The organism is Radicibacter daui, from assembly GCA_030657355.1.
Taxonomy (GTDB): domain Bacteria; phylum Pseudomonadota; class Alphaproteobacteria; order Radicibacterales; family Radicibacteraceae; genus Radicibacter; species Radicibacter daui.
This window is the reverse complement of sequence record CP131056.1, coordinates 2,105,084-2,129,936: the sequence shown is the minus strand read 5'-3', so window position 1 is coordinate 2,129,936 and position 24,853 is coordinate 2,105,084. Positions and strand designations below refer to the sequence as shown.

Below are 24,853 nucleotides of genomic sequence, written 5' to 3'. Positions count from 1 at the left end.
ATTACCCCCACCGGCCCTGCGGGCCACCTCCCCATGAATGGGGAGGACGGACAGCGGCAATCAGACGCTGAGGCTCAATTCTTTCTCGCGTTTCCACTCCGGCAGTGCACCGGGCGGCAGCCAGCTGTCGTCGTGGCTGTTATCGGTACCGGCCGTGCTGCTGTCCGTCTGATCGGTCCCGTCACTGCCGGCCGTGTCCTCCGCAGCCGTGCCGCCATCTGCGGAGCCATCACTCGCGGCCGCCCCCTTCTGCGCCAGAGCCTGGCTTTGTTTGTAGCGATTGCTGGCTTCCGCCGCCCGCGCCTGAGTGAAGACGGACAGATCGCCGGCAGACGGATTTTCCGGCGACAGCGCGGCATCCTGGATGGTCTTGAGCGCGGCAGCCGCTTTTTCCGGTGAGCTCAGCGTCGCTGCGGAAATCTTGACCGAGACAGACCCTTCGACCGCGTATTGCCGCCCGTCCGGCCCGCGCTCGAACTTGTATTGCGGTGAACCGGCATAGACGCCGGCCGTGGCGGCATGGGTCTGCTCTTCCTTGCGGACCGAGGCATCGCGGGCCCTGAGTTCAGCCAGCTGCGCTTTCTCGCCGCTATCCATCTGCTGTTCGGTCTTGAACGCGCCGCCGCTGACTTCGGTGCGCTGCACCGTGCGGGTCGCCGCCTGTGCGGCGGCCTGCGCCACGGCGGAGGCGGTTGCGCTATCGAGCTGCCCGGCCGGCAGGGCAGCCTGCGCCGCCAGCAGCGTTGCCGGATCGACCGCGCCATCGCCAACCGAGGCGCCGGGAGAGGATGAAGAGGCAGCCGGCCGCGGATTGGCGGCAACCCGGGCGGCGGCGGCCCGCTCGATGGCCTGCAGCTGCACCGCGGAAACTGCCTCGGTGGGATCGACCTGATAGAGCGGGTACACCGAGACGACACGGCCGAGCGAGCCGTTCGTGTTCGGAATAAGCTGTACCTGTCCAATCGTGGCCGTCATGGCTGCCGGAGCCTTTCAGGGCGCCCCTCGGTCCCCGCCCTTTTGAAAGACGGGCGAGTTCAATCTGAATTTCATATTATGGGAACATAAGGAGAAAACGTAAAGGCCTGGCCTGCATTCCGCGGCTCCCACCAAATCCGGACGAGCGTTCCAGGCTCCATTAAAGGTAGCTGCAACCTCCCAATGTCTGACTTATAAGATGTAAAAATAGATACCTGAATGTGGCGTTCATATGTTTGGTGGAAAATTTTCAGAAACTGGCAGCCGGATGTTCGCAGGCCAATTCGAGGCCGAAGGAAACGACTTCCTATACAGGAAAAACATGAAGGCGGCGCCTATCCGGGTAACCGCTTCGGAACGCCAGATTTTCATCGCGAACTACGAAACGCAGCGCAAGCGCCTAATGAATCTTCTTATCGGGGGTGTATTGCTGGCTGTTCTTGCATTGGCCTTCATCCTGTCCGGCCCCGACGAGCAGTTCCTTCAGGGTTCAATATTGGCCGTAACAGGTATCTTTATGGTGCTTTTTATGCTGGCACATCGCAGAATCTGGAATGCGCCGGCCAGATCCCTGAGAGGCCGGCCAGCCGTTGGCGCACCGCCCTCAAAAGCAGAAGTGCGCAAGGCCTACACCGCGACATTTACCTATCGCCAGATGGCTGTCATTTGTCTGATGGGCATCCTCTTGGCCGTACAGCAATATCTCAGTCACCGTGATGATCCAGATGCTGACCACTCGATGCTTTACATGGCGGCGTTAGTTATTGCCATTTACGGCCTTCTGGCTTTTCGTAAATGGAGAGCCGAGAGAGCCAAGGGTTCTTCATCACCCCTCTCTTGATCCGAAAGTTCGCCATTCAGGCCTGATGCCCGGCGGCAGGCAGCGTCACGGAAACGCCGCGTTCCGGCGGCCGGTGTTTTTGCCGCATCATGGTGACGATGGCGACGGCTGCCGCGAGGATGCCGGAGGCGGCGCCGGCGGCAAGCGACCAGCGCGGGCCGAAATTGTCGGCGATCCAGCCGACGATGGGGGCGCCGATGGGTGTGCCGCCCATGGCGACGGCAAGACGCAGCGCCATCACCCGCCCGCGCATCGCCGGCTCGGTCGACAGCTGCATCAGGCTGTTGGAGGTGGTCATGAAAGTAAGCGCGGCCACGCCGATGATGGTGAGCGTGCCGGCGAAGAACCAGTATCCCGGCGCCAGCGCCGCCACCGCGCAGCCGATGCCGAAGATGGCAGCCCCTGCCAGCAGGGCGGAGAATTGCGGCTTGTCCCGCCCGGCCCCCAGCAGCGCCCCCATCACCGTGCCAACCGCCATCATGGACGACAGGAGACCATACCCCCCGGCATCCACGCCAAAAACCCGCACCGCCATGGTGGAGATGAAGATCGGGAAATTGAGGCCGAAGGTACCGATGAGGAACAGCATCACCAGCATGGCCTTGAGGTCCGGCCGCGCCCGCACATAACGGAAACCTTCAGTAAAGCTGCCCTTGCCGCCGCTCGCTCGCGCCATGCGCCCGCCGGTGCTGACCCTGAGCGCGAAAAGCGAGGCGAGCACAGCGGCATAGGAGGCGCCATTGAGCAGGAAGGCCCAGCCGGTGCCGACCGAAGCGATAACGAAGCCGGCGACTGCCGGGCCGATCATGCGCGCGGCATTGAAGGAGGTGGAATTGAGCCCCACCGCATTGGGCAGATCCCCCTCCTCCACCAGTTCGGCAACGAAGGTCTGCCGCACCGGGGCATCGAAGGCGGAGGCGCAGCCGAAGAGGAAAGCAAAGACATAGACGTGCCAGAGCTGGACCAGCCCGGTGATGGTCAGCACCCCGAGCCCCAGCGCCAGCAGGCCCATCAGCGCCTGGGTGAAGATCAGCAGCTTGCGCTGGTCGAAATGGTCGGCGGCAAAACCGGTAAAGGGCAGCATCAGGAACTGCGGACCGAATTGCAGCGCCATGACGATGCCGACGGCGGAGGCGTCGTGGTGCGTCAGCTCGGTCAGCACCAGCCAGTCCTGCGCGGTGCGCTGCATCCAGGTGCCGATGTTGGAGATGATCGCGCCCGAGGCCCAGATGCGGTAGTTGCGGCTTTTGAGCGAACGGAAATAACGCAGCACACGCTGGTTCATTTTAATGGGTACTCAGGCCGGTCAGTCTGGCGCACGCCCCGCGAGCCGGCTCTGCGGGGCGTGCCGGATCAAAAAATCGAAAGGTCAGCCGTCGGCAAGGCGCTTCATGAGGTCGATGGCCGTCATCAGCGCCTGCTGCTCGGCAGCGGAAAGTTCGGAACGCACCTTGCGGGTCAGCCAGTCCTGGCGCAGGGCGCGTTTCTGGTCGAGCCAGCCGCGACCGGCATCCGTCAACGTCAGGATGGTCTGCCGCCCGTCCGCAGGGTCAGGCGCGCCAGCCACCAGCCCGCGTGCCAGCATCGGGGCGAGCGCCGCGCTCATGGATTGGGGGCGCATGCCCTCGGCGCGGGCAAGGCTGGAAGTAGTGGCCGGCCCTTCGCGGTCGAGCCGCAGCAGCACTTCCACCTGGCTGGAATTGAGATCGCGCGGACCGGTCTGGTCGCGCATGCGCCGCCTGAGCCGTCCGACCACGGCGCGCAGTTCGGAGGCCAGCAGCGCTGCCGGCTCCGCCAGCGGCGCTTCATCTTCCACCCCGGGGTGATCGCTCTTCGTCATGCCGGCATTCTGGCAGATATGAAGGTAAACTAAAAAGATTAACTTCATACTTCTCGCCGGGCATCAGGCGCAGGGCATAAAAAAAGCGGGGCCAGACGGCCCCGCTTCGAGTTTCCCTGAACTCCGGTTCCGTCACCCCCCGGTGCCAGGACCGCGGGAGATCACTGCACTCCTCAATGCAGCGTCTGGGGCAGAAACAGCGCGATCTTCGGAAAAGCGATGAGCGCACCGATCATCAGCACCATCACTCCGACATAAGGAATGGTGCCGAGGATAACTTCGCCGAGCCGGCCGCTTTTGCGCGCGCCCTGCACGACGTAGAGGTTGAGGCCTACCGGCGGCGTGATGAGCGCCATCTCGATCAGCACGATCATGAGGATGCCGAACCAGATCGGATCGTATCCAAGGTGCAGGATGAGCGGCACGATGATGGGAATGGTGACGACCATCAGCGACAGCGTCTCGATGAAGAAACCGAGCACGATGTACATCAGCACCACGACCAGCAGCGTCATCAGCGGCGAGAGCCCGAGCCCGTCGAGGAAACCGCGCAGGATCGGCCCCAGCCCGGCGGAGGCAAGGGTGAAGTTGAGGAAGGAGGCGCCGATGACCACCAGCATGATCATGGAAGTGACCTTGACGGTGCCGACCACGCTCTCGGCGATCATCTGCCAGGTAACCCGGCTGAAGATGGATGCGACACCCAGCGCCCCCGCCACGCCCACGGCAGCAGCCTCCGTCGGCGTTGCCCAACCTTCATAGATGGTGCCGATGATGACGCTGAAGAGCAGGATGATCGGCGCCAGTTCCCACAGCGCCACCAGCATCTCCCTCAGCGGAAATACCCGCCTTTCGCCGCCGAGAGACGGCTTGATCGTGCACAGCACCACGGTGATGAGGATGAAACCCAGCGCCAGCAGCAGGCCCGGCAGCAGCCCGGCGAGGAAGAGCCGCGGGATGGAAGTCTGCGTCAGGAAGCCATAGACGATGAGGTTGATCGACGGCGGGATCATGATGCCGAGCGTGCCGCCGGCGGCAATCGCCCCGGAGAACAGCTTGGGGTCGTATCCCATCTTTTCCGCCTGCGGCATCGCCACGGTCGCCACCGTCGCCGCGGTGGCAACGGAAGAGCCGGAGGTGGCGGAAAACAGTGTGGCGGTTGCCACATTGGCGTGGATGAGGCCGCCCGGCAGCCAGGACACCCAGTGATCGAGCGCCTTGTAGGTGCGGGTGGCGATGCCGCTGCGTACCAGCACCTCGCCCAGCAGCACGAAGAACGGGATGGCGATCAGCGTGGCATTGTTGGAGGTCGACCACACCATGAGCCCGAGCCCCCGCGACAGCGGAAACGGGCTGAAGAACATGTCGATGCCAAAGCCCAGCAGGAACAGCACGATACCGACAGGAATGGAGCAGGCAAGCAGGCCCAGAAGGCCGATGGAGACATAGGCGATCACAGCGCATTCTCCTGCTCGGCAAAAGCGCCGATGGCGCTTTCGCTTTTTTCAAACTCGCCGCGCAGCACCAGAATGAGAGCGGCAAAAAGGGTGAGCCAGGCGACACAGGCAAACCACACCCAGCCGGCAAACCACGGCACCTGCACCAGCCAGAGCGGGGTCTCCAGCGCCGTATTGGCGCGGGAGGAATTGGCGAGCGTCTGCGCCACCACCGGCCAGCATTTGACGGCGATGAAGGTGACGGAGGCCGAAAGCACGATCATCGAGAAGAGATCGAAGAGGCTGCGCCCAAGCGCCCCTACCCGTGCTCGCAGCACATCGATGCGCACATGGGCCAGTTCCGTCAGGGCAAACGCCATCCCCCAGGAGGTGGCGATTGCCATTACATAACCGCTGATCTCGTCAGTACCGCCGAGAGAGGACCCGGTTTTCCTGAGTATAATATCCGCCAGAACGAAGGCAGCGCAGGCAAACAACACGAGCCCCACCGCCAGAACGACCCACCGGTTCGCGCGCCTCAGGCCCGCGAGCAACCGTTCTGCCATTTCCAGATCCTCTCCCGACCTCTTGCGAGCGCCTCAGTTCGTCTCGACGACGACGTTGACGGTACGGCCCACGGTTTCGTTCCAGCGCGTGACCCAGTCGGCCCCGGCGCGCTTGGCCCAGTCGGGCAGCACCGAAACCTCGAGGATATCCCACGCGCGGGCGAAATCACCGTCCGTCACCGGCACCAGAGTCATGGCATGGGCGGGGCCGGAGGTGCAGGTGCCCTTGCCGGTCAGGCAGGCGATATCGTTATCGAGGGAGCCCTGGGCGGCCGCCCAGACCTTGTCCTCGAAATCCTTCTTCGTCTCGGTGGTCAGCAGTTCCCGCGTCTCTGCGCTCAGCGAGTTCCACTTGTCGAGATTGATGGCGGTGACCACGGAATCCCAGCCGCCGAGCGGAATGGGGAACAGATGGGTGGAAACTTCCCACCAGCCGGCGCTGTAGCCCGAACCGGCACCGGTGACAGCGCAGTCGATCACACCCTTCTGCAGCGCGCCGGGCACTTCGGCGAAGCTGACATTGACGCTTTCCGCGCCCAGCGCTTCCAGGAACTTGGCGGTCATGCGGCCCGAAGCGCGGATCTTGAGGCCCTTGAGATCGGAAAGGCCGGTGATCGGCTTGTTGCAGAACACCACCTGCGGCGGATAGGGCACGATGGCCAGGACATGGGAGTTGAAGCGCTTCTTGAAGATGTCCTCGACCATCGGCTTTGCCGCTTCGACCATTGCCTTGGCCTGGTCGGTGGTGAGCGCCAAAAGCGGCACGTCGAGCCCTTCAAGCTCCGGCGCGTCGGTCACCGCATAATCGGCAACCGTCATGCCGACATCGTAAACACCCTGGCCCAGCAGCCGGTAGACGTCGCCCACGCCGACATTCATCTGGTCATGGGTGGTGAGCGCCACCTTGATCTTGCCGCCGGAGGCTTCCGGCAGCGTCTTGGACCAGAACGGGGCTTCAAACTGCTTGTGCAGCGGCAGCGAGGACCAGCTGCCGACAACGGCGAGATCTTCGGCAAAGGCCGGGGCGGAAACGAGGGCGCCGGCCGCGATCAGCGGAAGCAAAGATTTCATCGGGACTCTCCTGTTCGTAACTTGTTGTTTTGCCGTATTTTTGGTGGCTTTTTCTTTTGGGTAGTCTTTTTGTTCAGGGCAGTTTTTATCCCCGGAGTACCGGCACCTCCGCGTCTTCAGGCACGTCGGTGATCAGCATGTGGCCGGGTTTATGGGTGATGACGATGGGCAGGCCCGCCTCGGCGATGACCGCCTGCGGGGTGACGCCGCAGGCCCAGAACACGGGCACATGGCCCGGCTCCAGCGGCGCGGCATCGCCCCAGTCGGGCTTTGCCAGGTCGGCAATGCCGATTTCCGCCGGATCGCCCCAGTGCAGCGGGCGGCCATGGGCAAGCGGAAAGCGGCCTGAAATCTCGATGGCGCGTTCAAGCTGGTCTTCCGGCACCGCCCGCATGCTCACCACCACCGGCCCACGGAAGGGGCCGGCCGGCACCGTCTCGATGCTGGAGCGGAACATCGGCACCGTGCGGTCATTGTCGATATGCCAGAGCCGGATGCCGGCGGCCTGCAGCGCATGCTCGAAGGTGAAGGAGCAGCCGAGCGCGAAGGCCACCATGTCATCGGCCCACAGATCGCGGATATCGGCTGTGGTGCCGGCCAGTTCGCCGTCGCGGTAGATGTTGTAGGCCGGAATGTCGGTGCGGATATCGATGTCCGCGCCCAGCGTGAACATCTGCGGATTGCCGGTATCGGAGACGCCGGTGAGCGGACACGGCTTCGGATTACGCTGGCAAAACCGCATGAAATCCAGCGCATAGGCTTCCGGCATGATGGCAAGGTTTGCCTGCAGGTTGCCGGCGGCAAGGCCTGCGGTGTGGGAGCTGTAGCGCCCGGTGCGGATGTCCTGCCGCACCGCTTTCGCCTCCACCTGCCGAAGTTGTTCGTACTGTGTGTCCAATCCTGCGTCCTCCTGTCCCCAAGAGGATCGGCAGGGATCGATATAACGGCAAATCGATAATTCTTAGCAGAATTGATCAACTATTTTTATCACCCGAAGGCCGTTCAGCCGCAAAGCGCTCGGCCACATCGCGGGCGATTTTCGCAGCAGTTTCAGCAACATGGCTTTGCGGCTCCCCGAGCCAGGACGCACTGAAACGCAGCGGCGCCGGCAGCCAGCCGGGATCGAACTCACACAGTCGCCCGCTTTCGACGAATTGCCGGCCAAGCGCCCGCGGCAGCGCCGCGACACCGAGCCCGACCTCGACGAGGCGAAAACAGGCGGAGAGCGAGGAGGAGGGAAAGATGGAAACGCCGGCGCCATAGCGCTCGAAGAGCGCCGCCTTCAGCTCCCGGTAGGGGCGCGTGTTGCGGGCATAGGTCACCACCGGCCCGCGCAGATAACCGGCCGGCCCCTCCTCCGGCTCCGGCGCATTTACTGCCCGGTACCAGGCAAGATCGAAACCCGGCAGCTCCACGTTGTTGACCGAATAGTCGGAAATGGGACCGAGCAGCACGGCAAGGTCGATCTCCCGCCCCATGAGCCCGGCACGCAGGTTGACGGAGATATCGACATTCACCTCCACCACCAGCGCCGGATAGGCCTTGTGCAGCTCGGCAATCAGCTCCGGCAACCAGCATTGCGCGATGGTTTCGGAAACGCCGATGCGCAGCGTGCCTTCCACCGCTTCCGGGTCCATCACATCCTTTTCCACCAGCGCGGCCAGCTCCTCGAACCGCTCGGCATAACGCACCAGCAGCTCGCCGCGTTTGGTGAGCCGCACCCCGGTGGTGGAGCGCTCGAAGAGTTCGGCCCCCAGCGTGTCCTCAAGGTTCTTGAGGCGGGAGGTAACGGCCGGCTGCGTCACATTCAGCGTATCGGCGGCCCGGCGCACACCGCCAAGGCGCACGATGGCAAGAAAGGTACGCAGCTGTTCGAGATTGAGGCGGGACAAGGCGGACGTCACCCTCGGGCTGGCGGAAACATGCCCTGATAATCGCCGTGCCGTTACGCCGCCCGCAAGGGTGATGCTACGGCGGCAAATGCATGGCCGCCTTGCACAGCGGCCCGGCCCTTTTGCATGCGGGGGAATGCCGCAGGGAATCTCACCTAAACCTGACCTTCCGAAGGGATTGATTATCTGGCCGCTGCCGTCAGAATGCCGAAATCGACGGCCCATCCTCTTGAGATGCACCGCCCTTGCAGAGCAGGAAGCGACCCCTTGTTACCCCCGCCGGCCTTTCCCGGCGCACGCTGCTGATCGGATCGGCGGCGCTGATGGTCGCTCCCCTGCTGAAACCCGCTTTGGCGACTGCCTTTCCCCGCGAGAGCTTTCCGCTCTGGGACGGCGCGCCGCCCGGTGGTGGCGGCCCGGCCGGCCCCGCCCATATGAGCGCCGGCGGCGCGCTCAGCAATGTGGTGACACCGTCGCTGGAAGTCTTCCGGCCGGAAAAACCCAATGGCACCGCCATGCTGATTGCGGCCGGCGGCGGTTATCGCCGTATCGAGCAGCATTGGGAAGCCTATCCGGCGGCCCGCTGGCTTGCTGCCCGCGGCATCACTGCCTTCGTGCTCACCTACCGCCTGCCCGGCGAAGGCTGGAAGGCCGGCCCGCTCGCCCCGCTGCAGGATGCCCAGCGCGCCCTGCGCCTCATCAAGGCGCGGGAGGCGGAATTCGGCATCGATGCGGACGAAGTGGGCGTGCTCGGTTTTTCCGCCGGCGGCCATCTGATGGGGCTTGCGGCCAGTTGGTCAGCTTTTGAGAGTTATCGCCCGCGCGATGAGGCCGATGCGCTTTCGGCGCGCCCTGCGCTTGCCGCGCTGATCTATCCGGTCATCACGCTGGAGGCGCCCTATAACCGCACCTCCACCTGCCACGTGATGCTGGGAGAGCATCCCGAACTGGCGCAAAGCGCCGAATGGTCGATCGAGACCCATGTGGCGAAGGATTGCCCGCCGATGTTCCTGGTGCAGGCGCTGGATGACGGGGTGGTAAACCCTGCCAACGCCACCATCATGGCCGATGCCTGCCAGCGCGCCGGCGTGCCGCTGGAACTGCACCGGCTGGCAAGCGGCGGCCATGGTTTTGGCATGGGGCATGCCGGCTCTCCCAGCGCCGAGTGGCCGGGCTGGTATGAGGCCTGGCTGCGCAGCCAGCTGAAGCTCGCCTAAAGCCGCCCTTCGGCCGCTGTGATCGCGGCCCGGACAAGATTTGCCGCCGCCTGCCCTGCGACCTCAATATAGGCCGCATCCCGGTGCAGCAGCTGCACGGAAAAAGCCCCGTCCATCAGCAGGATGAGCTGCTGCGCCAGCGGCTCGGCCGCCCCGGTGCCGACTTCCGGTTCCAGCATTTCGCTGAGCCAGCTTTCCACCCGCTTCTTGTGCGCCCGCCCCGCCACCATCGCCGGATGGCCCGGCAGGTTGACCAGCTCCACCGACGTACGCAGGAAACCGCAGCCCTTCCATTTGGGGTGCCGGGCAGAGCGCGCGAGGTTCTGGAAGATGCCCTCCACCCTGGCCGGCAGGTCACCCTCCGCTACCGCAAACCAGCGCTGGAACAGGGCGAGATTGGGCTGGTCGCGGGCTTCCAGATAGGCCGCCACCAGATCGTCCTTGCTGCGGAAATGGTAATAGAAGGTGCGCTTCGTCACCCCCGCTTTTTCGGCCACCGCATCAAGACTGACGGCGCGAATACCCTCGCCATAAAAGAGCTTACCCGCCGCCTCGACAATGCGCTCGCGTGTCGAAAGCTCTCCCTTGGCCATGGCTGCCCGCCTTCCGGTTTTATGTATACCGACCAGTGAATATACCTGAGGCGGAAGGCCTGCGTAACATCCGCCGCCATGAACCAGAGCCTGCACCAGCCGCCCGCCCCCACAGCTCTTCCGGCCCCTGTTCCGGTGAGCTTCCCAGCTGCCGACGGCCTTTCTCTCGGCGGCCATTTCTGGCCGGCAGCCCCCGGGGCCTTTGAAGGCGCCAGCCCGGCGGGCGCAGCGGACAAGATCGTCATCCTCAACCCCGCCACCGGTGTTCTGGCGCGGTATTATCACCGGTACGCCCGCTTCCTGGCCGGGCATGGTTTTGATGTGCTGACTTACGATTATCGCGGCATTGGCGCTTCCCACCCGTTGCAGCTTCGCGGTTGCGGGTATCGCTGGCGCGACTGGGGCGAGCTGGATTTTGAGGCGGCGCTGACCTTCGCCCGCCGGCAACGGCCGCAGAGCGCACTACTGGTCGTCGGCCACAGCATCGGTGGTTTTCTGCCCGGCCTTGCCCCCTCCGCCTCGCACATCACCCGCATGCTGACGGTCGGCGCCCAATATGCGTGGTGGGGCGATTATGCCCCGCAGCGGCGCCTGCGCCTGTTTGCCAAATGGCACCTCGCTATGCCGGCGCTCACGGCGTTGTGCGGTTATTTCCCCGGCCGCCGGCTGGGCTGGCTGGAGGATCTGCCGGCCGGCATTGCTTATGAATGGAGCTTTCGCAGGGCCCGCTTCGAGCGCAGCCACCCGCCGGAAGAACGGCAGGCCGCCCTCGCCCGCATGGCCGCCGTAACCGCGCCCGTCCTTGCCGTGCGGGTAACGGATGACGAGCTTGGCACCGGCCCGGCCCTGCGCCGCACGCTCGCTTATTATACCGGTGCACCCCGCACCCTCGTGCGGCTTTCCCCCGCCCTCTACGGGCGGGAGGCCATCGGCCATTTCAATTTGTTCCACGACAGCCATACCGCCGGTTTCTGGACGGAAAGCCTGCGCTGGCTGCGGGACGGACAGAACCCCTGGCCGGCGCAGACAACCGACAGCCTCGATCCGCAGGCTTGACTCCCATAACTTTAAAGTTATGAATTATCTCATAACTTGTAAGTTATGGGTTTTGATGATCGACGCCGACCTTCTGTTCCGCACCCTGGGTGACCCCACGCGCCGCGCCCTGTTTGAACGGCTGGCGCGGGAGGGGGAGCTTACCGTGCATGCCCTCACCGCTGGCGCCGGCGTCTCCCAGCCCATGGTCTCGCGCCATCTTGCCCAGCTCAAGGAAGCCGGGCTGGTGCGCGACCGCAAGGCTGGCCGGGAGACACATTACCGCGCCTGGCCCGGCGCCCTCGCCCCGCTTACAGACTGGACCCGCCAGCTGACCGGCTTCTGGGAAAGCCGGTTCGATGCCCTTGAAGATCTCCTGACCAGGATGGACCAATGACCGGAATATCCCCCGCCACCCCGCCCGATACGCTGAACATCCTCATCGAGCGGGAACTGGCCCACCCGCCGGAAAAACTCTGGCGCGCCCTCACCCAGCCGCACCTGATGGCCGAATGGCTGATGAAGACGGATTTTACCCCGAACGTCGGCCACCGGTTCGGTTTCAGCGCCGAATGGGGCTCGGTGGAGTGCGAGGTGCTGGAGGTCGAGCCCCGGCGCGTCCTCTCCTACACATGGGGCGATCATGACCTCAAAAGCGTGGTTACCTGGACGCTGACACCCACACCCGCCGGCACACATCTGCGGCTGGAGCAAACGGGCTTCCGCGATGACCAGCCGCGTTATTTCCACGGCGCCCGCATGGGGTGGCCGCGTTTCCTCGGCGCGCTGGAAGACCTGCTGGCCCGGACCGACTGACCGGCTGCCCACGCGTTCCCCCCCAGAAAACAGAACAAACCGGAGGAACAAGCCCATGAGCTGGAACAAGCGCATTCGCCAGACCCATCGCTGGCTGTCGCTGCTTTTCACCGCCACCGTCATCGCCAATTTCATCGCCCGCATCTGGGGCGAGCCGCCGATGTGGCTGACCTATTCGCCGCTGCTGCCGCTGTTCCTGCTGCTGTTCAGCGGGCTTTATCTCTTTGCGCTGCCCTATTTCGGCAAGGCACGCAGCACCGGGCCAGCCGGCGCCTGACCCGCGAAAGGGCGCCCCTCAAAGGCCGGCGGCGCCAGCCGCCGGCTCACTCCCGGATCACATATTCCTTGAGCGTGGTCTCCACCACTTCCCACGTGCCCTTGAAGCCCGGGCGCAGCACGAAGCTGTCACCGGCCTTCACCGTACGCGCTTCGCCGCCATCTTCTGTCACGATGGAGACGCCGGAGCGGATGCAGCAATATTCCCACTCGGTGTATTCCACGCGCCATTTGCCCGGCGTCGACTGCCAGAACCCGGCCCAGAGGCCGCCTTCGGCCTGCTCAATGTTCCAGGTGGTGAATTCGGGCGAACCATGGATGAGGCGCGAGGGATCGGGCTGGCCGTACTCGGGGGCAACAGCGGCGGTGTCCATGGTCATAAACAGTGACATCAGAAGGTCCCTCGCTTGCCGCAACGACATGCTGCGGCCGTCAATAACGAACAGGACCAATATGCCGGGAGTACAGGTTCAGACAAGACTATGCAGGCCAGCGACTTGCGCTTGCCTGCTCGATTATCTGAATTGCTGCTGAGTAAATGGCGGAGGGGATGGGATTCGAACCCACGATACCAGTTTCCCAGTATGACGGTTTAGCAATCCCTTCCAATTCCCTTTGTTTCTGCGGTTTCTGATGATATTTTGAATTTCTGTTGCAGCATTGTTGCAGGAATGAAAATGTCAGTTATCCAGCGAAACGGTCGGTACTTAGCTCACATCAGGTACCGAGGGGTCTCTTTCGGGTTAACGTTTGGCGCTATCACCGCCGCCAAGAAGTGGGAAACCCGCGTCAAGGCTGCCATTGATGAGGGCCGCTGGCCCGACCGAGATCTGCTGCCGCCCCACCTCCACGTTAAATTCGGCCTTGCCCCAGAACTGCCGCCGGACGACGGCAAGCCGCATTCCGGTTGGACATTGGAACGAGCACTTGAGCTATTTAACAACACCGTGGCCGTCAGAGAGAAGGGTTTTAAAGAAAAGAGCAACCGGTTGAAGGCGTGGCGTCGCCATCCAATTGCGGCGGAGCGTCTGGAGAGCCCCGATCTGCCGCGAGACCTCCAACTGCACATTAACGCGCGGCTGAAAGACGGTAAGAGCCCTAACACGATACGAAACGACGTATTCGCGCTCAGCTCGCTTTTCACACACGCCGCGAGGGCCGACGTGGACGGAACCGGCAATCACGGATGGGGCATCAAAGGCCTGCACAATCCAGTGTCAGATGTGATTCTGCCACCACAGACGCCGCCACGCGATCGGCGTCTGCAAGACGCCGACGAGGAAGAAGGCAGCGCAGGAGAGGAAGAGCGCGTCCTGCTGGCGCTGGCCGAAGGCCCTGACGCTGCGCAGATGCTCGCCCTGTATCGCATCGCCGTTTGTGCCGGATTGCGCAAGTCCGAGTTGCTGAAATTTAATCACGAAGAAATTAGACGAGCGCAAGGAACAACGGTAATCGACAAAAGGACTACAAAAAACGGACAGCCCCGCCAGATCGTTCTGTCAGACGATGCCATCGCAGCTCTGGACCATTACATTGAGCAGCTTCCCGAGGCCCGACGAACTGGCAAACTGTTCAGCTTGAATCGCGCAGCGGTTCATTACCGCTGGAGAAAAGCAAAGATGGCAGCCGGGGTCCGTAATTTGAAATGGCACGACCTGCGCCACGAGAGCCTGTCACGAATGGCAGCCGCAGGTCTGACGCTGGGTGAACTCAAGTCGCAGAGCGGGCACAAATCCGCACAGTCCTTGTTGGGCTATCTAAACGCCAAGCCCAGTGACATTGCGCGCAAGCTCAACGCAAAGAAGCTCTGATTGGCCCTCAAATGCCTACAGGCTCTTACGCTGAACAGTCCGAAGAACCAAAAGATCATGCTGCCGGTTGAAATTAGAGCATCAACCGACAGCATGATGAACAAAGTCACGCTTTTTTTAAGCTGTTCCCGGTGCCTAAAATAAAAAACCCGCAGCCGACGGTCCACGACTTGCTTCGGCAGCAATATGCCCTGCAAGGGTGGACACAAAGCTCCTCAGCCCCGTACTTTCAGACATTTCCCTGTATTCCCCATTATAAACGGCCTCGCGGGGAGAACTGAGGAAACAAGCTGCCGTATATAGTTGTTCCTGAACCAACTTTTGACAGAGAATGTTGTATCTCTGAGAGTAAGAAGCCCCATTAAACTCGGGGAATGTTCCGAAATGCGGAGATGCATCACGTACCGGCTCTCTGGATCTGTCGCAGTCCTCCAATAGCATCAGCCAGCCTACGAACGGCTGCGGCGCCCCCTGCCCCAAGGCTCCCTCCCGGAAGGCAACCTTAAGATCAAGAGCCGTGCCGATTGCCTCTTCAGTTCTGTTGTTGAAATTGTTGCCAAAAGAAGGGCCAACTTGGCTCTTAAGCTCAAGAGCGGCAACCAACCGACCACCGTTCAGAACGAGGATATCCCACAGCTTCGTTGGACGAAAAAATCCGGGAAGTGTGAGCAAACGTCGCTCTATGCAAATCTGAGCGTGTGCAAGCCCATTTCGGCGCACGATATCCTGAATAAGGACAAGGAAGCCGTCCATATTCTTGCCACCGGTGACACCGGAACGCTCACCCTGATCGCTATTGCCGCTTTCAACTTGCTTCGCCCTAGCGACTTCTCTATTCCCCCAAAACGCCTTAACGGCTTCACGTGCCTGCTGTTCGTAATCGGCCAGATCTAGCAACGTGCATTCCTTTCGTTTTTAAGCGCTTCCGCCAACTATAGCGCGCTCTTCATCCGTGAAACGATACAACCCAAAAGTTGCTTCATTACACGCATTAATATCATTTGCAATTGCCGCATCGATAAGCGCCTGCCGAACATCCTCAGCCACAGAACTCCAATACGGAAGGCGTATGCGACGTAAATATTGGGCTTGGAAGCGCAAATACCCCCCGCTCATCCGAGTAGAGTAAGTCGCAACAAACAGTCTAGCGATACCAGACAACAAGACTGCCTGTAACGCACGAACGTCCCACTCATCCGAAGTAATATAGTAAAGATTATGATGAGGATAATACTCACCACCTTCATAAACTACATTAGCCTCTCCCTTAATGTCCGGAATCAGCAGTTTTTCTCGATTAGTTAGCTGAGGATTGATTTTATCGATGGTTCGGAACCAGCCCGCGCCACTTCTCTTCGCAACATTCCGCCTGCGAACGGCGCCCTCATGTTTTTCAATGTAGACTTTCATTTTCGGATAATCGTCCAGACGAACCACTGACCCGTCTTCATTAAATGGATTAATGACACCCTTGCCGCGCCAATCGACTACACCGCCGTGAATATCTTTCGTCATGACCAGAGGAAGCTTCCGGCTCTCCTCAACGGGCAGCTCATCATACTGCCCCACAAAGACGGCATCAGCTCCAGTGGCAACGCCGATACCAATTCGGCACCCCGTCTCCTCAATCAGCGGGAACGAAGCCTCAAGCTTCCTAACCAACGCCAACTGATCGAAAGAATTCAGAATCCAAGGTTCAGAGCCATTTGCCACGCCCGAAACCTCAACCAAGCCACTTCCATCAGGTAGCTCATCCGAACACATCTCCTTCGCCAATTTACGTAGCGTGGCCGATGTAACTTCGGGTCGATGGGCGATACGTGTCTTCCCGGGCCGCTCGCGCGAAATAACGGTGATGGCTGGATAGGCAACAACGTCTGATTGGAATGCCTGCGTCGTCACCATATCGATGTAGTGAGTAAGGTGAAAATTCTTGGCAACCAGCTCACGGAGCGGCCCGCCATAGCGGTTTTTCATCCACCGATCCGAGCATATGAACGCCAAAACACCTTCATCGCCAAGGCTCAATAGTGACCGCTCGATAAAGGGCACGTACAGATCGGCACGATCATATATCGTGCTGTAATGGGATCTATACAGAGACAAAAGTGCATTCGGAATAAGCTCTTGCCGGACATACGGCGGGTTTCCAACCACATGGGTAAATTTCCCGCTCAGGGCGACTAGCAGAAAATCACCTTCGATGATCCAGCTAGAGGCAAGAGCCTCGGCCTGTTCCTCCGAAAAATCATTTTCTACGAGAAGCCGCCTTACCTTGTCCTTGGTCCGGCTCACGGTCTTGCTATGCACTTCAACAGCGCAAATAGCCCGCTGCAAATCTGCCACGACATCAGCGGCAGGCGCTCGCTCTCTTGCGTAAGCCTCTAACAAACGCTCGATGATAGGCAGGAGAAAATCTCCGTCACCAAACGACGGCTCCAGCAACCTAAACCGATGTAACGGCCTATCCGCAGTATAGCCTGCTAGATCGAGAATAAATTCAACGACCTCGGGCTTAGTGAATATAGCGCCGCGAGCTTCGACACCAGCCCGTGCCATCTCTTCCAACGCCTCGGCGACAGGAGACAGGCCGGGAATAAACCCTTCGACAGGAGAGCGAGGATGCGCACGCATACGACTAACCAAAACGGTGAATGAAATTTCGAGAGGCGCCTCCTCTCACGGCCCATTGAACTAAAGGAGGGGCTTCAACCTGTCCACAGGAACTCGGACAGAGCGGAGCATCCAGCAGCGCCTGTAGATGCTCCGCTCTGTCAGGCGTTCTCACGCCAAAAACTTGAATCCTTGCGTGAATGAATTCGAGGGGGCGGAGCCCAGAGTTACCCACATGTCCACAGCCCCTACGCAATCGAGCCAGCGCGATAGAACCGCGCTCGATTGCTCCGGAGCCATGGACATGCAGCCTAAGTCGGCTGCCCTGCGGGTGGATAACTCCTCTGTCGATGCCGGAGCGATCAAACCTTGGAAGCGCCGCCCCGGCGCTCATTTTGTCGACCAATCGCCCACGCCGCATATTTATTTACGTTGAAATCGTCGCCTACTGGCTTGCCCTTGCTGGCCCGTTCCTCACACCACTTTTCATACGCCGACTCAACTTGCCCCCAGTCATCCTGTGAAAGGTTGCCCACCGAACCGCGATTGAACCAGATGTCGGCCTCGGTGTTGTCGCCGCCCCCGCCAAAGCCGCCTCCGCCCCCTGCATCGCCGGATGGCGCACCCCCACCAGAGACGCCACCGCCAGAAGACGCGCCACCACCGGCATCACCAGATAGCCAGCTTGAAGGCGTCAGACTGCCACCACCGCTAGAGCCACCGCCGCCGCCTGCCCCCGGCACCTTGGAGATGCCGGGAAGCCCGCCGCGCCCACCGCCACTACCACCTAAACTACCGCCCCGGCGCCCGCCTTTGCGGCCACCACCGCCACCCCCGGCGCCCGGTCCCGGCAGCCCGCCACCACCGCCGACAACACCGACGAAGCCGGAGTGCCCGCGCGCGTCCGTCAACTCGCCGCTGAGCCCGAAATATTTGAGAAGCCGGTTCGGGATCTCATGAACTACGGAAAAAACACGGTTCATGATCATCCAATCCAAATACAATTTGGTTGCCATCACAGCGAGCAGCCCGCCTACCTCCATGGTGAAGCCACCCTGCGCTCCAGTGAATGCAGCGCTGAAGGTGCCATCTACGATTTGCAGGGCGGGCGGCAGCAGGTAGTAGGTCGAGGCCAACGCAAATACCGTATAAATCGGCAAAAATACGATGTTGCCGATGATCAATAATCCGGGCCGGGCGACTTGATGAATTAGCCCGTCACTGTCCAATCTCGACGCAAGAACGCAAATAATCGGCATAGCCAGCAGCGCTTCGACCAGCGCGATCATCCAGTTCACGCCCGCAAAAACTACGCTGACGTACGGTATCAGCGGAATGATGTACGCGTGCACGACCCCGATAGTGTACGCGATCCACAAAAACGGCTTTACGAAAGAGGCAGCCCAGTCGAAGGCGCCATCGATACCAGCCATGTCCGCCGCTGTGTTCTTTGCGGCGACTGCGACGCCAGCTCCAGCCAACCAAGCCGTGTCGACAATGTTGATGAGCTTGTGGCCCTCGCTCATAGAAGAGCCGACAGGATCGGCATCGTTGGTGGATAGAGAATCCGCCAGCAGTTCAGCAACTGGTCGCGTTAACGGGTTAAGCAACTTCGCAAGCAGGTTGTCCCGCTTGTCGCCAGCGGCAGCCAGATCGTCGCCAGCAAGCTCGGTTCGGCGCTCTTCCCTCACAAGCTGCTGATCGATGCGCGCCTTCAGGCTCAGCCAGCCGAACGCATCATGTTGTGGGTCCGGCTCCTTCTTGCCCATGGCAACGTAGTCGTCGGACTGCTTCACATATGAAGGCCGCAACGAAGCCTGATGATAGACCGCTTCATTAGCCGCGCTGATCGTCCGCCAGAGCGCTCCTGCTGCCGTCCAGCCCCGTTGCTCCACGGCATCAACGGCATTGGTCAGTGCCTGGCTGTTGGCCTTCGCCATATAGATACGAGCGGCGGCGTTCATCGAAGCGTTATAGCCCTGCGCTGCCGGTCCAATGGCCGCCAGCAGCTCACCATCACCGGGCCATTGCGTCGGGCCATCCGCTCCAATGGCCATAAAGCTGGTGACCGCGCGCTCTACGATCCCGCTTTGCCGCAAGCTCGAAATCATCGTCCTGATCGCTGAGATCCGGGCCGTCTTGAAAGCCGCTTCCGCTGGCTCATCGGTCCCAGCAGCGGGCAGCGCGCGGATCGAGCCGCACAGGCCCCAATCCCAACTCAAGCCGCCGTCGTTGGCTGTGACGCCAACCGGATCAGGGGCCGAGGGCATCGGTTCTCCGGGCATATACTCTTTATACTGGTCGCTGTTCGGCCAGTATTGACCGACCCATGCGGCGCAGAGCTCGGAATAAAATACGCCCCGCGCGAGGTCGTAGCCGCCAACGTCCACGTTGATCGTCAGATCGCCGCCGTTGTGCTCGTAGTCCACGAACAGGGTGGCTTTTGCGAAGTCAGTCCAAAGTTCGGTCGCGGTGTCACTGGACCACCTCGCCGCTTCTGCGACCGTCCGCTGTCCAAGATTCAGCCCCCCACCGCCACCGGGCAGGAGCAAAGCCATAGCCACGCAGAAGCCAACGGTCGCCATCGGTCGGTGCGGAAAGCGCCCGCTTTCGGCCATCGCGGTAATTGCCAGCAGGGAGTGATAAACAAGGCCTGACGCAGCCAAAATGGACAGGATCGCCATGAATTTTGCGACCATGGTGGTCAAGGCATTGGCATGGTCAGAGTCTGGAAAAATCAGCCCGATTGCCCGCAGCGCAGGATCCAGATTGGTCTGGTCCGTCAAAGTATAGATTGTGGACGCTACTGACGACCCTGCCACGAGGACTAACAGGGCCGTCAGTAACGTGATCCAGTACCATCGCAACCGAAGCTCTGGTTGCGTGGTGCTGGCTACAGCAGATGAGGGCTTCCGCTGTAATACTTGGGAAAATGCACGAAAAATCGCACGGTGCCCGTCAAAGGCTGACCGGGTCGACGCCGCGATGCCACCGCCGCCCAGCGCTCCAAGAACGCCGCCGCTGCCTAGAGCGACAGCCGACAGGACGCGCAACCATTTCATTTCAGCCGCCCTTACGGATCATCGACAGCGCCGAGCAGACCACGAAAAACATGGCAATAGCGCTCGGCACCCGAGTTTCGGGCATCTGGCCCATCACGCTACACACGACGTACCCGCCAAATACCATCGCTGCGGCAAGGCAGAGGCGACTAAAAAGTGACAGCTGGTGAAAAGAATTCTGGTTCTTCTTCATCCGACATTCCCTCGATTTCAGATGATATTGGCGGAAGCGGCTTGGTGACCGCCTTCGAGGTCGATTTTTGCTCTTCTTCTTTGGGTTCGGCGGGCCGAACGATGCCGCAAAGGCCCTCGACAGCCAGCCGGTCATCACCCGCCAATTGCTCACCGGTGAGCGGCTTTGCGCTGGCTTCACCGTTGACCCCGCGCGCCAACAACCGAACGCCAACGGCCTCGACTTCATCGACAAACCGGCCAGCGTCATTTGCCCGGATCGCGCGGCACTGCTGGACGAAAGCCCGAGCCAAACCGGTATCGAGGCCGTTGACGAAAGCAAACATTGCCATCGTCAAAGTCATCTCGAAGTTGTGGGTTGGGTCTTTTCCTGATGCTTTTACATCTGCGTACGCGCGCATTTGCAGCCGCATCGAATTACGACGCTTCGACCGTTTCGCTAGTCGCTCCAGCTTGATTTCGCGCTCGGCGTTAGCGTGCCACGCTTCCAACTGGCGACGTTGGTCCAGATACATGGCCCAATCATCAGCCTCGTCAGCTTCACTCGGCTTCATTGCCAACATCCCGAAACAAAATCGTGGATTTCAGCGCGTCAATGTCAGTTTGCCGCGTGATGTGCGGAATAAGAAATCGACGCATCTGCTCGCATGTCTGCGGCTTCGCTTCGAGCGCACGCAATAATGCAGCGCCCAACGCGATTTTTTGCTGAGCGGAAAGCTTGCGATCAGTGTCTTTCAGCTTCTGCTGCGTCTGTGCAACGCGAAGCCGAAGTTGAGATTCCCGCTGCCGCAAGGTCTCAATTCTTTGCGAAAGTTCGAGACGTGGCACTTCCAATTTCTCTGACATTTCGTGAACTCCGAGGTGCCCTTTAATTGAACGGCGCCTAGAGTACAGAGTCCAGAAAGTCGAACCGGTTTTCTTGAAATGTGCGAAGCGTAAACCTCAAGATTGAATCGTAATCGTTTTTCAGTCTCGCCTATATGTCGTTCCGACATGCTCGCTGAATACCGATTACTGGATATGAATGTGTAGACTGCGCACGCGGAGATGAAGCGATGGAAAAGCTGGTACTGAAATTCAAAGGTGAGTTCTCATTGGCATCGACGGGCTATGCATTCGTCGAAGTTTTGCCTTCCGGGTCCGCCGACGTGTGCGTCGTTAACTTCGTGCTGACCGGTGAGGAAAAATTCAGAGGTTTCGACGCCTTTCGCGCTTTCCGCTCAGGAGAGCTGGAATCTGAAATCGCGAAGTCCCTTGAAAATCTCGGCTGGAAAGTCAGTGATTTAAATTTCATCGGCGCCAATAAAACAGACACCGATGAGTAATCGCCATGATCGACCACGACTACTTATTCACCAGCTACAAGCAGCCCACCGAAGTCAAAGTTGGCCGCTTCAGGCTCACACTTGCAAACGGCAAGTACGATGCCAGTGTGACCTTCAACGACGAGGCGCCGTTCGTCGCCAAAGGCTTTGAGCCCATGCCGTTGAAACAACTGTGCGTCCGCGCGCTGGCATGGATGCACCTTGCCCATGGCCTCATCTATCGCGGCCCGGCCCCGGTGACGCCGGATGAGCCAACAATCCATTAAAGTCAGGCGCGGTCACATCGACTTCGATGTGGTTCAGCCCAAGCGCGGCCACGAACTGATAAAGATCGCGGCTTACTCGCGCTGTGGCCGCATGACCAAACCAGACGGCAAGGTCTATGACTTCAGCCGTAAAGCCGAAGAACATCGCGGCGGCTTGTTATTGCTCCCGCCGGGCGTCCGGGTCGCCTCAAGAGAAGCCATCTGGCAAGCCGCTGCCGCCGCCGAAACCCGCATAGATGGCCAGCCCGCCCGGCTGATTGAGATCGAAATCCCCCGCGAGATCCCGGAGCGCCGCCGCATGGACTTTGTGCGATGGCTGGTCCAGCCAATGGTGACGGATGAAAGGCTGGCGGTGCAGCTCGACATCCATTCCCCACTTGCCAGCGACGGCCAGGAGCAGCCCCACGCACATATCATCCTGTCGCGTCGGACCCTTGGACCCGGTGGTTTCAGCGAGCGCAAGACTTCGAACGCGGACTGGTGGGGCGCCGCGATCCAGAAGCGCAAATGGTTCGAGGACCGGGCGAATGAATGGCTGGAAGCAGCGCTGATACCGGTACGTCTGGACTACGGCAAAGCCCCGGCAGAAACCCATGCCAAGGACTTCCCACGCCGCATGTGGGAAGCGTGGAAGCGCGACCCTGACTGCGCCGCTGCCGCACCGGTTGCCGAGTGGCTAGCCGCTAACCGGCAAATAAAAGCCGACCTCAGGCAGGCCGAGAAGCTCATGGCCGAAATTGCCGCGCTTGAGGAAGCTTTGCTCGAAATCGAGCTCGGCATCACCGCCGCTGACCAAATCAAGGAAGCCCGCAAACGCTGCCACCTTGCCAAGCTGCTCAACCTAAGAGCCGGATACGACGCCGCCAAAACCGCCGAAATGGCCGCTTTCAAGGGCATCAGAGAGCGAAATGGCGCGTTGATGTACTTCCTGAAGGACGGCGGCTTCATCCGCGCCACCGAGGATAAGGTTACGCTGAAAGGTCGCCAGCTTGACGCCACCGCCGTCAAGGAAATCATCGCCCACGCCATCCGTGACGGCTGGACCGAGATCAACGTCAGCGGCACCAACGAAGAGCGCGACCGGCTGGCCTTTGCTGCCGGTCAGGCTGGCATTCAGGTGATGAACCACGCCATCAGCCCGACCCGGCATGCCGCCCTGATGGCAGAGGCCGATGGCGCGGGTCAGCGGGCCGCAGCCAAGGCCGCTGCCGAGAAACACAGGGCGGAGAAGCTGGCTGGTGAGCAGTTAACAGCAGCAGTCCAGCACTACACGGCCAGAGAGGCCACCACGGCCAAGGCTTATTCAGAAGGTGCCGCCGACGCCGCCGAGATGAGGCGCTTGCGGGTTATCCGGTCGGCGATGGACGCCCGCGATCCAAAAGTCGTCGCAGCGCTGGCAGCCAACGACTTTACGACGGCCGGAAGCGCCGCCGAGCACTGGCACTTTTACGAGCAGAAGCGCCGGGCCGAAGCCGAAGCCGCACGCCGGGCCGCTCAGGAGGCCACCGCTCCGCCGCAGCCTCCTGAACCAGCGCCTGCACCTGCCTTTGTGCCGAGCTGGGTTAGGCCACGAGAAGACGACGATGAAGATGAGCGCGACCGAAAGAAGAGGGAGAAAGAGCACCCTTTGTGACAAATCGACATCAAAATCGCCAAAACCGCAGTCGTTTTGTCACAAGTCACTGAAAAATATGTGTGTTATCTGATTCTTGACCCTTGCAATATGCGTCATGGCGCCATGCAATAAAAAAGCGCTCCGGTCACAGGCTGGCAGGCCTCACGGAGCGCTTTTTTATTCAACAAGCCTCAAAATAATCAGTCAAATCAGAACGATTATCAAGAGGCTATCCCGAAAAGGGATGGCAAAATGCATATCGACCGATGGGGCCGGGTCCACCGCTTCCGTGGAGCCGGAGAAAAAATGACCCCGGCCCAACGCGAACAGCGCCAGTGGGAGGCTGCCCAAGACGCCAGAACGCGACTTCGACTTATCGCGCAAGGGCTAGATCCTGACCGAGCCGAGCCGGATTACGTCGACTGGATCGCCAAAAAGTCGTGGAAAGACAAATCACTGGCCAAGTGGTGCATCTTTAATACACATGCCAGACGGGAAAAACACGAAGCCGTCAAACAAATAAAGATGTATGCCGACGCGCCGGGTCATCGTCGGCCCGGGTCAAAGCTCTACATGCTTAGGCTGCGTTCAAGGCAGCTGGCCCACATGCCTGTCAGCAGCTTAAGAGAAGGCCATCAGCTCAACATCGCCGAACTGCGAGCCGCCCTCAAGCGTCTGGATCGCCGCTTCGGTCACGGTCGCGTTATCGCCTATGCCGTTCATCACCGACCTCTTGCCAGAGGTGAAATCATCGACGTTCATTTCCATGCGCTCATCGAATATATCGACGCTGATGAGTTCGATTCAGCGGTCAAATACCTAGAAAAAAAGTATGATATTCATTTCGATGACGCAGAATATCAGCTTAGCGACGTTGAACGCGCTGCCAATTACATGCGGTCAACGACTGCTCGTTACGTCGACGACTTCACCGACGCCAACCTAGCTGAGTATGTCAGGCAGCTCTACGTGAATGGCGCCCCTCTCCACCGCTGGCAGGCAAGAGGCAGCTTTCGGCAAGCGATCTCGACTTGGCGGGCAAACGACGTTCGGCCCGCAATCGATCTTGGAGAGGTGTTTTTTCGGTCCACTGATAAGCCGGTCAGGTGGCTTTGCGATGCACCGCGCTTCGAGAACGGTCCGATAATCAAAGGGTGGGGCCTTCGTTGGAATCCTGAGGGGGAATTGAGACCCGTTCTCATTGCCGACCTGAGAGGCCATCCAATCGAAGAGCTTGAAAAACGCTATGATCTGCGGGAGTTCGAGGCGGCTGCATTGGCCGCGTTGGATCGGGGCCGTACCAATACAATATCGCCGGATACTGGCACAACCTCTCCCTGCTGGCCGCAACCCGTACCGTCACCTAAACATAAAATCTTAGTCAACGTGACGTAATAATCCGTCACCGCAA

General features: G+C 60.6%; 26 protein-coding genes. 11 read left to right on the top strand and 15 right to left on the bottom strand.

Annotated elements, in window-relative coordinates; genetic code table 11:
- Window positions 1-60: 60 nt before the first annotated feature.
- Entirely contained in the window at window positions 61-975 is a 915-nt protein-coding gene (locus tag QTL98_RS10020; protein WP_445682072.1) for a putative metalloprotease CJM1_0395 family protein, read from the bottom strand.
- 232 nt (window positions 976-1,207) lie between these two features.
- On the opposite strand from QTL98_RS10020, the gene QTL98_RS10015 reads away from it, so the two are divergent.
- Entirely contained in the window at window positions 1,208-1,816 is a 609-nt protein-coding gene (locus QTL98_RS10015; RefSeq protein WP_445682071.1) for a hypothetical protein, read from the top strand.
- A 16-nt stretch (window positions 1,817-1,832) separates the two neighbouring features.
- Here the strand turns inward: QTL98_RS10015 and QTL98_RS10010 are convergent, their stop codons facing one another.
- The 7 genes from QTL98_RS10010 to QTL98_RS09980 form a co-directional block, all read right to left on the bottom strand.
- Window positions 1,833-3,101 carry an MFS transporter gene (locus tag QTL98_RS10010; protein WP_445682070.1) on the bottom strand — a complete coding sequence of 423 codons (1,269 nt, stop codon included), beginning with the start codon at window positions 3,099-3,101 and terminating at the stop codon, window positions 1,833-1,835.
- Between the two features lie 84 nt (window positions 3,102-3,185).
- A complete protein-coding gene (locus tag QTL98_RS10005) occupies window positions 3,186-3,656 on the bottom strand; it encodes a MarR family winged helix-turn-helix transcriptional regulator (RefSeq protein WP_445682069.1) in 471 nt (156 codons plus the stop codon).
- 173 nt (window positions 3,657-3,829) lie between these two features.
- Window positions 3,830-5,113, bottom strand: coding sequence for a TRAP transporter large permease (locus QTL98_RS10000; protein ID WP_445682068.1), 1,284 nt, complete (start codon window positions 5,111-5,113; stop codon window positions 3,830-3,832).
- Window positions 5,110-5,658, bottom strand: coding sequence for a TRAP transporter small permease subunit (locus tag QTL98_RS09995; protein ID WP_445682067.1), 549 nt, complete (start codon window positions 5,656-5,658; stop codon window positions 5,110-5,112). Before QTL98_RS09995 ends, QTL98_RS10000 begins: the two co-directional genes overlap by 4 nt.
- Window positions 5,659-5,691: 33 nt before the next feature.
- Window positions 5,692-6,729 (bottom strand): TRAP transporter substrate-binding protein, encoded by a 1,038-nt coding sequence (locus QTL98_RS09990; protein WP_445682066.1) that lies wholly within the window; start codon window positions 6,727-6,729, stop codon window positions 5,692-5,694.
- 85 nt (window positions 6,730-6,814) lie between these two features.
- The gene (locus QTL98_RS09985) at window positions 6,815-7,627 is read right to left on the bottom strand and encodes a putative hydro-lyase (protein ID WP_445682065.1); all 813 of its coding nucleotides are present in this window, start codon (window positions 7,625-7,627) and stop codon (window positions 6,815-6,817) included.
- A gap of 76 nt (window positions 7,628-7,703) precedes the next feature.
- Window positions 7,704-8,621 (bottom strand): LysR family transcriptional regulator, encoded by a 918-nt coding sequence (locus tag QTL98_RS09980; protein ID WP_445682064.1) that lies wholly within the window; start codon window positions 8,619-8,621, stop codon window positions 7,704-7,706.
- 323 nt (window positions 8,622-8,944) lie between these two features.
- Between QTL98_RS09980 and QTL98_RS09975 the strand changes: the two genes are divergently transcribed.
- Complete coding sequence (locus QTL98_RS09975) at window positions 8,945-9,838, top strand: alpha/beta hydrolase (protein WP_445682128.1); 894 nt, start codon at window positions 8,945-8,947, stop codon at window positions 9,836-9,838.
- Here the strand turns inward: QTL98_RS09975 and QTL98_RS09970 are convergent.
- Entirely contained in the window at window positions 9,835-10,431 is a 597-nt protein-coding gene (locus tag QTL98_RS09970; protein WP_445682063.1) for a TetR/AcrR family transcriptional regulator, read from the bottom strand. The two genes, QTL98_RS09975 and QTL98_RS09970, sit on opposite strands and share 4 nt — an antisense overlap.
- Before the next feature lie 78 nt (window positions 10,432-10,509).
- Here QTL98_RS09970 and QTL98_RS09965 point away from each other — a divergent pair, with 78 nt between their 5' ends.
- Genes QTL98_RS09965 through QTL98_RS09950 form a run of 4 tightly spaced genes read left to right on the top strand, consistent with a single transcriptional unit; the run spans window position 10,510 to window position 12,559 of the window.
- Window positions 10,510-11,487: an alpha/beta hydrolase family protein gene (locus QTL98_RS09965; RefSeq protein ID WP_445682062.1), complete on the top strand. Its 978-nt coding sequence runs from the start codon at window positions 10,510-10,512 to the stop codon at window positions 11,485-11,487.
- Between the two features lie 55 nt (window positions 11,488-11,542).
- Entirely contained in the window at window positions 11,543-11,863 is a 321-nt protein-coding gene (locus tag QTL98_RS09960; RefSeq protein WP_445682061.1) for an ArsR/SmtB family transcription factor, read from the top strand.
- A complete protein-coding gene (locus QTL98_RS09955; RefSeq protein WP_445682060.1) occupies window positions 11,860-12,282 on the top strand; it encodes an SRPBCC family protein in 423 nt (140 codons plus the stop codon). The genes QTL98_RS09960 and QTL98_RS09955 overlap by 4 nt, the downstream gene beginning before the upstream one ends.
- Before the next feature lie 55 nt (window positions 12,283-12,337).
- Complete coding sequence (locus tag QTL98_RS09950; protein WP_445682059.1) at window positions 12,338-12,559, top strand: hypothetical protein; 222 nt, start codon at window positions 12,338-12,340, stop codon at window positions 12,557-12,559.
- A 46-nt stretch (window positions 12,560-12,605) separates the two neighbouring features.
- Here QTL98_RS09950 and QTL98_RS09945 read toward each other — a convergent pair whose 3' ends face one another.
- Window positions 12,606-12,950 (bottom strand): cupin domain-containing protein, encoded by a 345-nt coding sequence (locus QTL98_RS09945; protein ID WP_445682058.1) that lies wholly within the window; start codon window positions 12,948-12,950, stop codon window positions 12,606-12,608.
- A gap of 285 nt (window positions 12,951-13,235) precedes the next feature.
- Between QTL98_RS09945 and QTL98_RS09940 the strand changes: the two genes are divergently transcribed.
- Complete coding sequence (locus QTL98_RS09940; protein WP_445682057.1) at window positions 13,236-14,369, top strand: tyrosine-type recombinase/integrase; 1,134 nt, start codon at window positions 13,236-13,238, stop codon at window positions 14,367-14,369.
- Between the two features lie 135 nt (window positions 14,370-14,504).
- Here QTL98_RS09940 and QTL98_RS09935 read toward each other — a convergent pair whose 3' ends face one another.
- The 5 genes from QTL98_RS09935 to QTL98_RS09915 form a co-directional block, all read right to left on the bottom strand.
- Window positions 14,505-15,266: a PaeR7I family type II restriction endonuclease gene (locus QTL98_RS09935; RefSeq protein ID WP_445682056.1), complete on the bottom strand. Its 762-nt coding sequence runs from the start codon at window positions 15,264-15,266 to the stop codon at window positions 14,505-14,507.
- Between the two features lie 18 nt (window positions 15,267-15,284).
- Window positions 15,285-17,003 carry an Eco57I restriction-modification methylase domain-containing protein gene (locus QTL98_RS09930; protein ID WP_445682055.1) on the bottom strand — a complete coding sequence of 573 codons (1,719 nt, stop codon included), beginning with the start codon at window positions 17,001-17,003 and terminating at the stop codon, window positions 15,285-15,287.
- Window positions 17,004-17,344: 341 nt separating this feature from the next.
- Window positions 17,345-20,044, bottom strand: a complete 2,700-nt coding sequence (locus QTL98_RS09925; protein ID WP_445682054.1) for a DotA/TraY family protein — start codon at window positions 20,042-20,044, stop codon at window positions 17,345-17,347.
- A gap of 149 nt (window positions 20,045-20,193) precedes the next feature.
- Complete coding sequence (locus tag QTL98_RS09920; protein WP_445682053.1) at window positions 20,194-20,790, bottom strand: hypothetical protein; 597 nt, start codon at window positions 20,788-20,790, stop codon at window positions 20,194-20,196.
- Window positions 20,777-21,082: a hypothetical protein gene (locus QTL98_RS09915; RefSeq protein ID WP_445682052.1), complete on the bottom strand. Its 306-nt coding sequence runs from the start codon at window positions 21,080-21,082 to the stop codon at window positions 20,777-20,779. The genes QTL98_RS09920 and QTL98_RS09915 overlap by 14 nt, the downstream gene beginning before the upstream one ends.
- Before the next feature lie 209 nt (window positions 21,083-21,291).
- On the opposite strand from QTL98_RS09915, the gene QTL98_RS09910 reads away from it, so the two are divergent.
- The 4 genes from QTL98_RS09910 (at window position 21,292) to QTL98_RS09895 (ending at window position 24,837) form a co-directional block, all read left to right on the top strand.
- The gene (locus tag QTL98_RS09910) at window positions 21,292-21,561 is read left to right on the top strand and encodes a hypothetical protein (protein ID WP_445682051.1); all 270 of its coding nucleotides are present in this window, start codon (window positions 21,292-21,294) and stop codon (window positions 21,559-21,561) included.
- Between the two features lie 5 nt (window positions 21,562-21,566).
- The gene (locus QTL98_RS09905) at window positions 21,567-21,827 is read left to right on the top strand and encodes a hypothetical protein (RefSeq protein WP_445682050.1); all 261 of its coding nucleotides are present in this window, start codon (window positions 21,567-21,569) and stop codon (window positions 21,825-21,827) included.
- The gene (locus QTL98_RS09900) at window positions 21,808-23,460 is read left to right on the top strand and encodes a MobA/MobL family protein (protein WP_445682049.1); all 1,653 of its coding nucleotides are present in this window, start codon (window positions 21,808-21,810) and stop codon (window positions 23,458-23,460) included. Before QTL98_RS09905 ends, QTL98_RS09900 begins: the two co-directional genes overlap by 20 nt.
- Before the next feature lie 234 nt (window positions 23,461-23,694).
- Window positions 23,695-24,837 (top strand): hypothetical protein, encoded by a 1,143-nt coding sequence (locus QTL98_RS09895; RefSeq protein WP_445682048.1) that lies wholly within the window; start codon window positions 23,695-23,697, stop codon window positions 24,835-24,837.
- The last annotated feature ends 16 nt before the right edge of the window (window positions 24,838-24,853 follow it).